At 47.2% G+C, this 13,961-nt stretch carries 11 protein-coding genes; 1 reads left to right on the top strand and 10 read right to left on the bottom strand.

Annotated elements, in window-relative coordinates:
• Positions 1–199 precede the first annotated feature (199 nt).
• The 9 genes from B076_RS0103955 to guaB form a co-directional block, all read right to left on the bottom strand.
• Positions 200–1,804: an ABC-F family ATPase gene (locus tag B076_RS0103955; RefSeq protein WP_038150401.1), complete on the bottom strand. Its 1,605-nt coding sequence runs from the start codon at positions 1,802–1,804 to the stop codon at positions 200–202.
• A 231-nt stretch (positions 1,805–2,035) separates the two neighbouring features.
• The gene (gene htpG / locus B076_RS0103950) at positions 2,036–3,931 is read right to left on the bottom strand and encodes a molecular chaperone HtpG (RefSeq protein WP_028486165.1); all 1,896 of its coding nucleotides are present in this window, start codon (positions 3,929–3,931) and stop codon (positions 2,036–2,038) included.
• A 159-nt stretch (positions 3,932–4,090) separates the two neighbouring features.
• Entirely contained in the window at positions 4,091–5,014 is a 924-nt protein-coding gene (locus B076_RS0103945; RefSeq protein WP_028486164.1) for a hypothetical protein, read from the bottom strand.
• Positions 5,015–5,213: 199 nt separating this feature from the next.
• Positions 5,214–5,807 carry a hypothetical protein gene (locus tag B076_RS0103940; RefSeq protein ID WP_038150399.1) on the bottom strand — a complete coding sequence of 198 codons (594 nt, stop codon included), beginning with the start codon at positions 5,805–5,807 and terminating at the stop codon, positions 5,214–5,216.
• A 62-nt stretch (positions 5,808–5,869) separates the two neighbouring features.
• Positions 5,870–8,008 (bottom strand): chemotaxis protein CheA, encoded by a 2,139-nt coding sequence (locus B076_RS0103935; RefSeq protein ID WP_028486162.1) that lies wholly within the window; start codon positions 8,006–8,008, stop codon positions 5,870–5,872.
• Between the two features lie 11 nt (positions 8,009–8,019).
• Complete coding sequence (gene cheD / locus B076_RS0103930) at positions 8,020–8,595, bottom strand: chemoreceptor glutamine deamidase CheD (protein ID WP_028486161.1); 576 nt, start codon at positions 8,593–8,595, stop codon at positions 8,020–8,022.
• A gap of 164 nt (positions 8,596–8,759) precedes the next feature.
• Positions 8,760–9,299 (bottom strand): tRNA adenosine(34) deaminase TadA, encoded by a 540-nt coding sequence (tadA, locus tag B076_RS0103925; RefSeq protein ID WP_051347157.1) that lies wholly within the window; start codon positions 9,297–9,299, stop codon positions 8,760–8,762.
• Positions 9,300–9,397: 98 nt separating this feature from the next.
• Complete coding sequence (gene guaA / locus B076_RS0103920; protein ID WP_028486159.1) at positions 9,398–10,978, bottom strand: glutamine-hydrolyzing GMP synthase; 1,581 nt, start codon at positions 10,976–10,978, stop codon at positions 9,398–9,400.
• Positions 10,979–11,054: 76 nt separating this feature from the next.
• Positions 11,055–12,515, bottom strand: a complete 1,461-nt coding sequence (guaB, locus tag B076_RS0103915; RefSeq protein WP_028486158.1) for an IMP dehydrogenase — start codon at positions 12,513–12,515, stop codon at positions 11,055–11,057.
• A gap of 324 nt (positions 12,516–12,839) precedes the next feature.
• Between guaB and B076_RS0103910 the strand changes: the two genes are divergently transcribed.
• Positions 12,840–13,172, top strand: coding sequence for a hypothetical protein (locus B076_RS0103910; protein ID WP_028486157.1), 333 nt, complete (start codon positions 12,840–12,842; stop codon positions 13,170–13,172).
• 117 nt (positions 13,173–13,289) lie between these two features.
• Here the strand turns inward: B076_RS0103910 and B076_RS0103905 are convergent, their stop codons facing one another.
• The gene (locus tag B076_RS0103905; RefSeq protein WP_028486156.1) at positions 13,290–13,952 is read right to left on the bottom strand and encodes an energy-coupling factor ABC transporter permease; all 663 of its coding nucleotides are present in this window, start codon (positions 13,950–13,952) and stop codon (positions 13,290–13,292) included.
• Between the last annotated feature and the right edge of the window lie 9 nt (positions 13,953–13,961).

Genomic DNA, 13,961 nt, shown 5'->3' with positions numbered 1-13,961 from the left:
CTCTACTGACTTTCGGTATCACTGCCACGGCTTCAGCCCACCACATGTCTGCCAATCCAGATGCTGGTTCGAACATTCCAGATTCGTCTCCGCACCTGTTAATGGAATTTTAAATCTGATTTAAATATCTGTTAAAGACAAAAAAGCCTGCTTTATGCAGGCTTTTTTGTATCAACAAACTCAATAGCAGACCAGCACTTTAGGCATCCAAACTCGACAAATAAGACTCGTAATCACCTCGGTAATCGAGAATACCGTCGTCACTCATGACCAAAAGGCGCGTGGCAATCGACGAGACAAACTCGCGGTCATGCGAAACAAAAACCACCGTACCCGGATAGTCTTCCAAAGCCTGGTTAAGCGACTCGATTGACTCCATATCCAAATGGTTGGTGGGTTCATCCATAATCAATACATTGGGCTTTTGCAACATCAACTTGCCGAACAACATGCGCCCTTGCTCCCCACCTGAGAGCACCTTGACGGACTTATCGATCTCTTTTTGTGAAAACAATAAACGGCCCAATACCGCACGCAACGCCTGCTCATCATCGCCTTCCTGTTTCCATTGCGCCATCCAGTCCAGTAATGTGAGATCTTCGGAAAAGTCTGCTGCATGATCCTGAGCGTAATAACCGATTTTGACGTTTTCGGACCACTTGACTTCACCCGCAGTCAAGTCGGTATCGCCGACCAAACATTTCAAAAAGGTGGTTTTACCAACCCCGTTTCCACCCAACACCGCCAAACGCTCTTCCACCTCCAGCATCATGCTGAAATCCTTAATGACGTCGTTGGCTTCGCCTTCGTTATCAGAATAGGTTTTGCTCAGGTGCTCAATCTCCAACGCCAAACGGAACAGTTTTTTGTCCTGCTCAAAACGAATAAACGGGTTCACACGGCTGGACGGTTTGACCTCATCCAACTGAATCTTGTCGATTAATTTGGCACGCGAAGTGGCCTGTTTGGCTTTTGAGGCATTGGCCGAGAAACGACTCACAAAGGTTTTGAGCTCATTGATCTGGGCTTGCTTCTTGGCATTGTCGGCCAACAGTCGCTCGCGAACCTGGGTGGCCGCAGTCATGTATTGATCGTAATTTCCCGGATAGACACGCAACTCACCGTAGTCCAGATCCGCCATATGGGTACACACACTGTTCAGAAAGTGGCGGTCGTGGGAGATGATGATCATGGTGCTTTTGCGATCGTTCAATACAGTTTCCAACCAACGAATGGTGTTGATGTCCAGGTTGTTGGTCGGCTCATCCAGCAACAGGATATCGGGATCGGCAAACAACGCTTGCGCCAACAAGACACGCAGTTTCCAACCGGGAGCCACTTCACTCATCGGGCCGTAATGCTGTTCAACCGGGATCTCCAGACCCAACAGCAACTCTCCGGCTCTGGATTCTGCGGTGTAACCGTCCATTTCTCCGAACTTGATTTCCAGATCGGCGACCAGCATGCCTTCCTCTTCGGACATTTCCGCCAGGGAATAGATGCGGTCACGCTCGCGTTTGACCTCCCAAAGCTCCGGTTGCCCCATAATGACGGTATCCACGACGCTGTACTCTTCATAAGCGAACTGATCCTGCTTAAGTTTACCCACACGCTCGTTTTCGTCAATCGAGACACTGCCCGCCGTCGGTTCCAGGTCGCCACCCAGAATCTTCATAAAGGTGGACTTACCGCAGCCGTTTGCGCCAATCAAACCGTAGCGATTGCCTTCGCCAAATTTAACGGAAATGTCTTCAAAAAGAGGTTTTTCACCAAACTGCATGGTGATATTTGCTGTTGAAATCAATGTCTTATCCTAATTTTACCGAAAAACACAGTGGACACTTCAGGTACGCGCTGGGCATAAATAAGTCTGTGATATATAAAAGATTTTTAAATTGGGGCGTATTGTGCCATAAACCCGCTTGTTATGCAGAGAAGTTCGGCCTGAGTCTGGCCAACTGCAACAAAAAAGCCCCGCACATTGAACAGGCCTGCTCAAAATGCGGGGCTTGAAAAGTGACGCGAGATCCGAGGATCAGATCATGTCACTTAGCAATGCATTCATACGTTTGATGAATTCGGCCGGCTGTTCCAACTGGTCGCCTTCAGCCAATTGAGCCTGCTCCAACAGAAACAAAGACCACTCTTTCAATTTGGCGTCGTCCGCCAGCGAGTCCAATTTCTTGACCAAGGCATGATCAGGGTTCAACTCCAACACCGGCTTCTGCTTGGGAATGCTTTGCCCCATCTGCTCCATCATACGCGCCATATGCGCCGACATATCCCCTTCGGCACTGACCACGCACGCCGGCGAATCGGTTAGTCGGTGGGTGATTTTGACGTCGGAAACCTGCTCTTCAATCGCTTTTTTAACCTTTTCCGTCAAAGCCTCACGCGCCTGTTTCTCTTCTTCAGACAAGTCTTTGTCGGCGTCGTCCTCGAACTCTTTCAGGTCAGCGGAGGTAATCGACTTAAGCGGCTTACCTTCAAACTCAGTCAAGTGTGAAACCAACCACTCGTCGATACGGTCGGACAAAAGCAACACTTCCATGTCCTTTTTGCGGAACATTTCCAGGTGCGGACTGCCTTTGGCAGCCGCATGCGTATCGGCGGTGATGTAGTAGATCGCTTCCTGACCGTCTTTCATGCGGTCAACATACTGCTCCAGCGAGACACGTTGTTCAGAGCTGGCTTCATTGGCAGTGGTGGCAAAACGCAATAGTTTGGCGATTTTGTCCTTATTGGCAAAGTCCTCGACAATCCCTTCTTTCATCACCTGACCGAACTGATCCCAGAAGGTGTTGTAATCGCTTTGATCTTCCGCCTTGGCCATTTTGGCCAACTGATCCAGCACACGCTTGACCGAGGCAGAACGAATCTTATCGACCACCTTATTGCTTTGCAGAATCTCACGCGATACGTTCAGCGGCAAATCGGCCGAATCGATCACCCCACGAATAAAGCGTAAATAAGTCGGCATCAACTGCTCGGCATCATCCATGATGAAAACGCGCTTAACGTAGAGTTTTAGCCCGTAACGACGCTCACGGTCATAGAGGTCAAACGGAGCCTGTTTGGGAATATAAAGCAATGAGGTGTATTCGAGCGTCCCCTCAACCTTGTTATGGATATGCGCCAAGGGTTCGTTAAAGTCATGCGAAATGGTCTGATAGAAGTTCTTATATTCCTCATCGCTGAGTTCCGATTTCGGTTGTGTCCAGATGGCGGTCGCTTTGTTGACCTGTTCCATCTCATCGGTCTGTTTCATCTCTTTGGCTTCTTCGTCCCACTCACTCTTGATCATCTTGATCGGGAAGTTGATGTGATCCGAATAGGTGGTCACAATCTGTTTGAGACGATTCTCATCCAGAAACTCATCCATATCCGCTTTCAAATGCAGGACAATCTCGGTTCCTTTTTGGCTTTTTTCCACCGACTCCAGGGTAAACTCACCCTCACCCTTGGACGTCCAACGAATGGCGTCGTTCCCGGGTGTGCCGGCCTTGCGGGTGGTCAGAACCACTTCATCGGCAACGATAAAAGACGAATAAAACCCGACCCCAAACTGTCCAATCAGATTGGAATCCTTGGCTTGGTCACCGGTCATGCTCTCAAGGAATTTTTTAGTTCCGGAATTGGCGATGGTTCCGATATTGGCAATCACCTCATCCCGCGTCATGCCGATACCATTGTCGGAAATGGTCACGGTACGCTTGTCCTTATCGAACATTACGCTGATTGCCAATTCCTCTTCGCCTTCACTCAAGGCATCATTTGAAACCGCTTCAAAACGCAGTTTATCCAAAGCATCCGACGCATTTGAAATCAACTCACGTAAAAAAATCTCTTTATTGGAATAAAGGGCGTGAATCATTAATTTTAAAAGTTGGTTGACTTCAGTCTGAAACGCATGGGTTTCCTGTGCACTCATGAACTCATCTCCAATGATGTTTAAGGTTGAATAAAAAATATAAAACTGGCGGATTTATGGGGACAGGCCTGCCTGTTTTCAAGGTTTATAACGCAAAAAAGCACAGAAAACTCTGTGCTTTTTCATGAGATTCAAACTCGATCAATTAAACAACGGAATTTAAAATCCTGAACTCTCTTTCTCAAGAGGCTGGTTATTGGCAACTGCTTCAAGCGCCATGTTGATATCGTCTGGCGCATTGGAAATGCTCATGAAACTGCCTTGGCCCATCATCGACAAACTCGGCCAGTTGATGGCGATTCTGAATTTACCGTTCAAAGCGATGACCTCATCATCCACAACCAAGACTTCGTATGGGAAATGCGCCGCATGGCTTTCGCTGTTAAGGTCAATTTTATCCTGAACATAGGTATCGGCGGCTTCACCGTTGGTCATCGAGACGCCGAATACGCTCATCTTTGTACCGGGAATATCGATGCGATACACTTTAGAAGCGCCTGCTTTTCCGGAAGCCAACCCGGCTTCAACACTGTTCAACGCTTCTTCATAAGAACCGAACTCGGCCAACTCATCTTCATCATCAAAGTAAGGCATCATCATTTTATAGTGATACTCACGCAACTCATCGGCACTTAAAGGTTCATCTGCACCAAACTCTTTTGTAGCTCCCAACGCCGCTTTAATAGCATTTTGTACCGGAGTGATATCGCCATTCATACGATACACATTCCACATGTAGGCAGGATTGGTATAACTGACCTGAATTTGACCATTGCGATTCACCACGGAAACGCGTTCCATGGCACCGAATCCACCATTTTTGGACTCAGCTGCCATGGCTTTCAGTGCATTATTGGTCACCACAATCACATGCGTATCGACGCTGGGTGCATAGTCACCCACCACTTCAAAGCCATTTTGCTTAAGCGCCGCTTTGGTTTTTGCGGTCACATCAATCAAAGTACCGGATTCGACACTGCCCAAAATAAAAGGCATGTGATTGGCCGCCCAGGTTGCCATAGGTGCTGACAATAACATTGCCGCCATCAAGGCTCTCGCCCAGATTGTTTTGAAATTTCTCATTCTGTATCCTCGTTAACTTTAAAATTCAGTCTTTGCTGAATGGCTCGGCTATTGTCATAAATTTTCTTTAAATATAAAACATTATTTTTTTTATGACTTAATAAGCATTTTCAAGTATGTCTTGGCATGGTCGCTTTTTCGGCAGGGATAAACTAAAAACCCCCTGAAAAGGGGGTTATAAAATCGGAAAGCGCGAAGTCTAAAACAGTTCAATCTCGTCTTCTTCTTCCGTTGCCTCGTTCTTGTTTTCCTTCATGCGTGTCAACATTCGACTGCGCATGATTTCAATCGCTTCATCGGTCGGAATATGCTGGTCGAAAATCAACTCAAACAACTCTTCCTCTTCACGCATGGTGGTGCCTTTACGAACCGTCTGCTTGAAAGCATCCCACTCTTCACGGTTTTTGACACGCATTTCATGGGACACAATCTCGGCCAATCCTGACAGTCCTTTTGAAACGTGTTCAAGACGCTGGCTCAATTTATCATAAAATTGAAAAGCGATAATCGCTTGTTGCATCTTGCTCGCCAATTCAGTCGTGTGACTTGCCAGCAGCGCGTTATAAGACTGTGCTGCCTCATTATCACTGACCAAATCAAGTATATTCTGACTGGATGCTTGAATCTCCTCAATGTGCTGGGACATAAAGGTAAAAGAATCAATCAGCGTATTGACCGAATGGTCACCTTCAGTGATGGAGAGGTCAATTTGCGCAACCGACAAGTTTAAAATTAAGATTGTTTGCTGAACCTCTTCAGCGCCCAGAGCGAACTCTTCTGTCGATGCGTTCATCCGCACTCCTCATTTTTTATTTTTTTTGTTTTCGATTCATTGATTCTATTCATACGTGGTACTTAGGCCACATTGATCTGGGGAGGAACCGCGCCCGCTTTATGGCTGGAGACGGTTTCTTTGACATCCAGAATCAAGGAGACGGTACCGTCTCCAAGAATCGTGGCTCCGGCAATCCCGTCGACCTTCATGAAATTGCTTTCCAGACTCTTAATGACAACTTGCTGCTGTCCAAGCAGGTCATCCACAAAAATCCCGGCACGTTTACCGCCATCTTCAACCACCACCAATAAACCTTCCGATAGATCTTCGCAAGCGTCGTGAATGCCGAGTTTCTTATGCAGGCGAATCACCGGGATATAGGAATCTCTGAGTTTATAGAGCTCCGCTTGGCCGGCGATTCCTTTGATCAAAGATTTATCAACCTGAATGGACTCGATAATGGACACCAATGGGAACACATAGGTTTCACTGCCTACCTTACACAGCTGACCGTCCAAGATCGCCAGGGTTAATGGCAAACGGATGGTGAAAATGCTGCCGGTGCCCAAATGGGTTTCCACTTCGACCGATCCGCCAAGGCCTTTAATATTTCGGCGTACCACGTCCATACCCACCCCGCGACCGGAAATATCACTGACCACATCGGCGGTTGAGAAGCCAGGGTGGAAGATCAAGTCAATGACTTCCGCTTCGGACAAGTTGTGATCGGCTTCAATCACACCTTTTTCAATCGCCTTGCCGGCGATTTTGTCGGCATTGATTCCGGCACCGTCATCGGTAATTTGAATCAAGATATTTCCACCTTCATGGAATGCGGCCATCTTAACCGTACCTTTTTCTGGCTTACCGGCCGCCACTCGTGCTTCAGGGCTCTCAATGCCGTGGTCAATCGAGTTTCTGACAATATGCACCAGTGGATCGGTCAGCTGTTCGAGCATGGTCTTATCCAGCTCGGTGCCCTCCCCTTCCATCACCAAATCGATCTGTTTGCCCAGCTTCTGGCTCACATCATGCACAATACGCGGCATACGGTTAAAAGCAAAACTGACCGGCAACATACGGATATTCATGACGCTTTCCTGAAGCTCGCGGGTATGCCTTTCCAGATGGGTCAAGCCTTCTTTCAGCTTATCCACCCAGTCGCCACTGGATCCCTGATCCATCTCCGCCTGTTCTCCGAACTGACTCAACATCGATTGGGTGATCACCAGCTCCCCTACCAAGTTGACCATCTGGTCGATCTTACTCAAATCGACACGAATCGAACCTTCTTGTTTGGGTGAACCGGACTTGGCAGCTTCGGCCTTATTTGCAGAGGCTTGTGGTTTAGCGGCGGGCTTGGCCGCTTGAATATCGGTAACCTTGGAAGGCTCTGATTTTGCTTCAGAATGAGCCGCTACCGCATCAGCCGCCGCATCAGAGACAGGTTCGGCCGATGCCTCAAGCTCACCTGCACTTTCAGAGAATTCGGCTGGTGGTTCAATGGTAATCTGAGCGCCATCTCCGTCAATCCATTCAAAGACTTCTTTTACTTCGTCTTCGTTGATCGATTCGCCCGACAAAATCAATTCCCACTTAAGGTACAACTCTTCCGGTTGAAAAAGGGCACTTTCCGGCAAACCACTAAGATCGGCTTTGGCGGTGAGTTTCCCCAAGGTCTCCAACTCTCGGAAAATGCGCAAGGGCTCATTCCCTGTCTGCAACAACTCCTTTTCCGGCAGGATTGTGATACGCCAATCCTGTGAACCACCGCTGGCCGCTTCAACCGACTCTGCAACAGCTTGCTGAGGAGCGGCTGAAGTCTCTTCCTCTTCCATACCAAGAATTCGTTCCAGCACCGCTTGCACTTCACCGGCTCGCTCTTCATCAATCGGCTGACGATCCTGAAGTTTAGTCAACATATCGCGCAACACATCCACCGCAGCCAGCATCGCATCTATGGCTTCTTGAGTGACATCGCGACGTCCGTCACGCATTTCGTCCAAAAGCGTTTCCAGCACATGGGTAAAACCGGCGATTTCAATAAAACCAAAGGTACCGCTTCCCCCTTTAATGGAATGCGCGGCACGGAATATTTCATTGATTTTTTCGTTGTCGGGCGTTCCAGGAGGCAATTCCAGCAGGCCTGCCTCCATTACATCCAAGCCTTCAAAGCTCTCTTCAAGATAGGTTTGGCGAAATGTTTCCATCATATCCATAGCGGGGTTCCTCAGAAAAGTTCTACATCGCCTTCAACAGGCTTAGATCCAATATTATTAATATAACGATTTTCTTGATCGGCCAACGACTGATTGTGCATCGGATTCAGTCTTCTTACACGTACCCGACCATTTAAAGGGTAATACAAAATTTTTCTCGGATAGACATCGCCAATATCCTGAGAAACGATTTTAAAACCTTCAGTGTATATATAATCAAATGCGAAACCAATATTGTACCAACCAATATTGGTCATCGAACTCATTATCCGGCCACCGCCAAAAAGCTTAAACTCCAGACGGTCCCTTTTTGCACCTTCCGACAACAAGGCATTGACTAAATTTTCCATGGCATAGTTGCCATAACGGTTGGCATCAGAGAGTTCCGTGGGGCTGCCCGAATTTTTATCGACGGGAAGCATAAAATGGTTCATTCCACCAATACCGGCAATGGGATCTCTAACACAGGCTGAGATGCAGGAACCCAACACGGTTTCAATACGTTCATTCTGTCTGGTTACATAAAACTCACCCGGCAGAATTTTTACCGTCGTAATGCCTTCGGCCGGATCAACATTTATTTGCATAACGAATAATTTAACAACCTATTCAACGTACTATTAAAAACAACCATACGCCGTAACCAAACATAGAGTTTCCCCAATGAGAAACCCAACAAATCCATTGCAATCCACTTTTCAAGATCACTTCAATGGACTATATTCGCATTGTTTTCAAGGCCTATCAAGGACTAAATGGAGGATTTTTTCGCCGCCAATCGCTTGGCTTCTTTATGCGCCTGTCGACGTTGTTGAAAAAAACGACTCAACAAAGCGCTACACTTTTCGCGCAACACCCCTGAAACCGACTCTACCTGATGATTCATTCTGGCGTGATTCAACAATTGAAAAGCCGAATCAGCCGCGCCGGTTTTCAAGTCTTCAGCCGCATACACCAGTCTCTTGACTCGGGCATGAACCATTGCCGAGGCACACATCGGGCAAGGTTCAAGCGTAACGTACAAGGTGGTGTCCACCAACCGATAGTTTTGCAAAACCTTACCGGCCTTCTGCAAAGCCATCATTTCTGCGTGCGCCGTGGGGTCATGTTTTTGAATCGGCTGATTCCAGCCCTCTGCAATCAGGCGGTTATCCAATACAACCACGGCACCAACCGGCACCTCGCCCTCTTCCTGGGAGCGAAGCGCCAATTGGTAAGCTTGTTCCATCCAGAACTCATCCTGCTCCTCTTGTGTCATCCCCTCTGGACACATCGGTTCTAGCTCTGACATACACTCCCCCAAACAAAAAAGGCTTTCAGTAAGAAAGCCTTTGTTTTAGATCCTAATTCACTCCAGTTCTGCTACCAAACGGCATAGGACTTCGAGCATTACTCCCACTCAATGGTCGCCGGCGGCTTGCTGGAGATATCGTAGGTCACGCGTGAGATTCTGGGAATTTCGTTGATAATTCGTCCAGACACATGCTCCAGGAACTCATAAGGCAGATGCGCCCAACGTGCGGTCATGAAATCGATGGTTTCAACGGCACGCAACGCCACAACATAATCATAACGTCGCGCATCGCCAACCACACCCACCGACTTCACAGGTAAAAATACAGTGAACGCTTGAGAGGTTTTTTCATACAGATCCCATTTAACCAACTCTTCGATAAAGATATGGTCGGCAAGACGCAGAATATCCGCATACTCTTTCTTCACTTCACCTAGAATGCGAACCCCGAGACCCGGCCCCGGGAAAGGATGACGATAAACCATGTCATATGGCAAACCTAAAGCCACACCCAGTTTGCGAACCTCGTCTTTGAAAAGTTCACGCAATGGTTCAATCAAAGACATTTCCATATCTTCCGGCAAACCGCCCACATTATGATGAGACTTGATGACTTTCGCTTTTCCGGTCTTAGAACCGGCCGATTCAATCACATCCGGATAAATCGTGCCTTGAGCCAGCCAATTTACCCCTTTAAGTTTCGCCGATTCCTCGTCAAACACCTCAATGAATTCGCGTCCAATGATTTTACGTTTTTTCTCGGGATCGACTTCACCAGCCAAGGCCGACATAAAACGCTCTTCAACATCCGCACGAATGACCTTTATGCCCATGTTTTCGGCAAACATGGCCATAACCTGATCACCTTCCTTATAGCGAAGCAGACCGTGATCCACAAACACACAAGTCAGCTGATCGCCGATCGCTTTATGCAATAAAGCCGCTACCACCGAGGAATCCACACCACCTGAAAGCCCCAACATAACCTGGTCCGATCCAACCTGCTCACGGATACGCGTTATGCTGTCATCGATGATATTTTGAGTTGTCCACAGCTTTTCACAGCCACATAGATCAATCACAAATCGCTCGATCATACGCATACCTTGTTTGGTATGCGTGACTTCAGGATGAAATTGAATACCGTAGAAGTTTTTCTCTTCATTGGCGATTCCGGCAATCGGACAGCTAGGCGTACTTGCCATGAGCTTAAAACCTTCTGGCAATGCATCGACACGATCACCGTGTGACATCCACACGTCCAACATGCCGTAACCCTCCGGCGTGACATGGTCTTCAATATCGGTCAACAATTTGGTATGACCGTGCGCACGAACCTGGGCATAACCATACTCATGTTCGTTGGCATTGATGACCTTACCGCCAAGCTGCTCGGCCATGGTCTGCATTCCATAACAAATACCCAGAACCGGAACATTCAAGTTAAACACGACATCAGGTGCGGCCGGCGCATCGTCTCCGGTCACGGTCTCGGGTCCGCCTGACAAGATGATTCCACGGGCACCAAAGTCCACCACATCCTGCGCATCAATATCCCATGGCTCAACTTCGCAATACACCCCGATTTCACGAATGCGACGTGCGATAAGTTGAGTATATTGGGAACCGAAGTCCAAAATAAGAATTCGATGTTCATGAATGTTTGCTTGTGTCATACAATTTCCAAAAGTTAAATAGGCCAGTACTGACAGCACTGGCCTTTAAAAGGATTATTAAACGGTCAGGTCGACGTTATACTCGATAGTTTGGCGCTTCTTTCACCATGGAGACATCATGCACATGACTTTCGGTCATACCGGCCGATGTAACGCGCACAAAAGAAGGCTTGCTATTCATGGTCGGGATATCCTTACAACCGGTATACCCCATGCTCGAACGAACCCCACCCATCAACTGGTGAATAATCGGCGCAAGCGGGCCTTTATAAGCCACTCGACCTTCAATTCCCTCAGGAACCAACTTATCCTCGGCATTGGAAGCCTGGAAATAACGGTCACTGGAACCGGAAGGTTGTGCCATGGCTCCCAAAGACCCCATACCCCGATAAGATTTATAAGCCCTACCTTGATAGTATTCGATTTCACCCGGAGACTCTTCCGTACCGGCAAACATACTGCCGATCATGCAGGATGAAGCACCTGCGACCAAGGCTTTGGCAACATCACCCGAAAAGCGCAAACCGCCATCGGCAATCAACGGAATACCGGAATCCTGCAACGCTTTAGCCACATTCGAGATAGCGGTAATCTGCGGAACCCCAACACCGGCAACAATACGGGTGGTACAAATCGATCCAGGACCAATCCCGACCTTAACACCGTCCGCACCGGCCTTGACCAAATCCAAAGCAGCCTCGGCAGTCGCAATGTTGCCACCGATGACATCGATTTCAGGGAAGTTTTGCTTCACCCATGCAACGCGATCCAAAACACCTTGCGAATGACCGTGAGCGGTGTCAACAATGATCACATCGACTCCTGCTTCCACCAGGGCCGCCACACGCTGCTCGGTTTCCGAACCGGTCCCAACCGCTGCGCCGACACGTAAACGCCCATTATCGTCTTTACAGGCATAAGGATGATCCGAAGACTTCATCATGTCCGAAACCGTAATCATCCCTTTAAGTTCGAAATTGTCGTTCACCACCAGAACACGCTCAATGCGATGTCTGTGCAGAAGATCCAATACAACATTGCGATCCTCTTTTTCTTTAACCGTCACCAAACGCTCTTTAGTGGTCATGATTTTGGAAACCGGTTGAGACATATCGGTGACAAAGCGGATGTCACGGCTCGTCACAATCCCCACCAAGTCCTTGCCGTCCATGACAGGTGCGCTGGAAACCCGGTTCATCTCGGTTTTCTTAATGACTTCAGCAACCGTATCGGTATGTTGAACAGTGACAGGATCCAGAATCACACCATGTTCGTATTTTTTAACTTTACGAACCACATGTGCCTGCTGTTCAACCGTCATGTTCTTATGAACAATACCGATGCCACCCTCTTGTGCCATTGAAATGGCCAAACGAGCTTCGGTGACCGTATCCATTGCGGCAGAAACTAATGGAATATTTAAAGAAATATTGCGCGTTAATTTAGTTTGCAACGAAACGTCTTTTGGTAATACCGTTGAGTGGGCGGGAACCAATAAAACATCATCAAAAGTTAAAGCTTCTTGTAAAATTCGCATCTTTTTTCTACCTTAATATAAAACTTATAGGCTAATCAGTTATTTTTCTAGCTTGGGCCACACCACAAAGACCATTCAAAAAAAGCAATGTTTTTCAAAAGGTTATGTGAAAAAATCGTGTTTTTTAAGCAAAAAATAACCAACTTTTCATTTATTAGGAGCCATTATAAAGATTGACACGACTGGGGTAAACTTAATAACGTATGCATCTAGACGAAAACAGTAAAAAAACTGTTCGTTATTTAGCTTTTACATACAGCCAACACCCATTACAATAATTTTGGCTTACAATTAAAGAGCTCTTTCAACTGGAGGAAAACAATAATGAAGAAAGTTTTAGTCGGTCTTGCTATCGCAGCAGCTCTAAACTTAACTGCCTGTTCAAGCATGGCAACTCAATCTAACGATTCTTATGACGCAGTCGTAGCAGACGCTACCGCAACTCATGCAGAAGCGAAATCCATGGACAATGTTTGGAAACAAAAGAAAATGAAAATGGGCTACGTCGAACACTATCTTGACTTAGCTGCAAAAGCAAAAGCAAAAGGTGATGACGCCGCTGCACTGAAATGGGCTAAAGAAGCTCAAAAATCTGCACACGCTGAAGTTGCACAAATGAAAGAAAACGAAAACCTTAAGGCTGCTTGGGAAAAATAAGCGCCATTTAAAGTTTACGATTTAAAAACCGGCTTTTCGCCGGTTTTTTTATGAACATCAAAATATCAAAAAGACCACCCATTCCTTCATCCTCGTCACGCGACCACCCCATCACGGCTAATTAAAATAATCCCGATCACTGAACGAGCTGACCCATTCGGGTTTAAACAGAACAAAAGCCATCATCAACATGCCATTCACAAAACCTTCCGGCATGGCCAATAACGGGATATACGGAATGAAACTTTGTTTAAGGGTTTCGTAACTTTGGATTTCGGCTGCATACATCACTAGAGCTGCCATGCCCAACGAGACCACCACTCCGACTGCCGCTGATAAAAATGCATTGAAAAACACAAACACAAAAATATTACGATCCAATACATTAAATGCCCAACGCGCCATCCACCAGGTGATAAAAACCGGTATCGCTCCCATCAAAAGTGCATTGACACCAAAGCCCAAAAAACCCAAACCGGACTGCAGGGTCACGCCAATCAGGGCAAGGCTCATCGCCAAAATGGCGAACTGCGGCCCAAACATCAACGTCACAGTGGTCATCAATAAAAAGTGAAAGGTAACGCCATCCCCCAAACTAGCGGCAAACTGCCAAGTCAAAAACACAATCAATGAGGCCGCCAAAATGACATGTTGCGCCCCCTTGTCATTTTGAATTTTATACCAGGGTGCCGTCCGAACCGCCCAAATCAACAGGCCTGCCAAAATCAACAGACTGCCAACCATCCAGGACAAACTTAACCCTTCTGCAAACAAATTCATCTCAACCCC

Origin of the sequence: Thiomicrorhabdus chilensis DSM 12352 (assembly GCF_000483485.1) — a bacterium.
In the GTDB taxonomy this organism is placed as follows: domain Bacteria; phylum Pseudomonadota; class Gammaproteobacteria; order Thiomicrospirales; family Thiomicrospiraceae; genus Thiomicrorhabdus; species Thiomicrorhabdus chilensis.
This window is presented reverse-complemented; position numbering and strand designations above follow the sequence as displayed.

What these genes read in the sequence shown, in the direction of transcription:
- htpG (WP_028486165.1), bottom strand. Translation starts at nt 3,931, where the DNA reads ATGAGTGCACAGGAAACCCATGCGTTTCAGACTGAAGTCAACCAACTT.
- B076_RS0103945 (WP_028486164.1), bottom strand. Translation starts at nt 5,014, where the DNA reads ATGAGAAATTTCAAAACAATCTGGGCGAGAGCCTTGATGGCGGCAATG.
- B076_RS0103940 (WP_038150399.1), bottom strand. Translation starts at nt 5,807, where the DNA reads ATGAACGCATCGACAGAAGAGTTCGCTCTGGGCGCTGAAGAGGTTCAG.
- B076_RS0103935 (WP_028486162.1), bottom strand. Translation starts at nt 8,008, where the DNA reads ATGGATATGATGGAAACATTTCGCCAAACCTATCTTGAAGAGAGCTTT.
- cheD (WP_028486161.1), bottom strand. Translation starts at nt 8,595, where the DNA reads ATGCAAATAAATGTTGATCCGGCCGAAGGCATTACGACGGTAAAAATT.
- tadA (WP_051347157.1), bottom strand. Translation starts at nt 9,299, where the DNA reads ATGTCAGAGCTAGAACCGATGTGTCCAGAGGGGATGACACAAGAGGAG.
- guaA (WP_028486159.1), bottom strand. Translation starts at nt 10,978, where the DNA reads ATGACACAAGCAAACATTCATGAACATCGAATTCTTATTTTGGACTTC.
- guaB (WP_028486158.1), bottom strand. Translation starts at nt 12,515, where the DNA reads ATGCGAATTTTACAAGAAGCTTTAACTTTTGATGATGTTTTATTGGTT.
- B076_RS0103910 (WP_028486157.1), top strand. Translation starts at nt 12,840, where the DNA reads ATGAAGAAAGTTTTAGTCGGTCTTGCTATCGCAGCAGCTCTAAACTTA.
- B076_RS0103905 (WP_028486156.1), bottom strand. Translation starts at nt 13,952, where the DNA reads ATGAATTTGTTTGCAGAAGGGTTAAGTTTGTCCTGGATGGTTGGCAGT.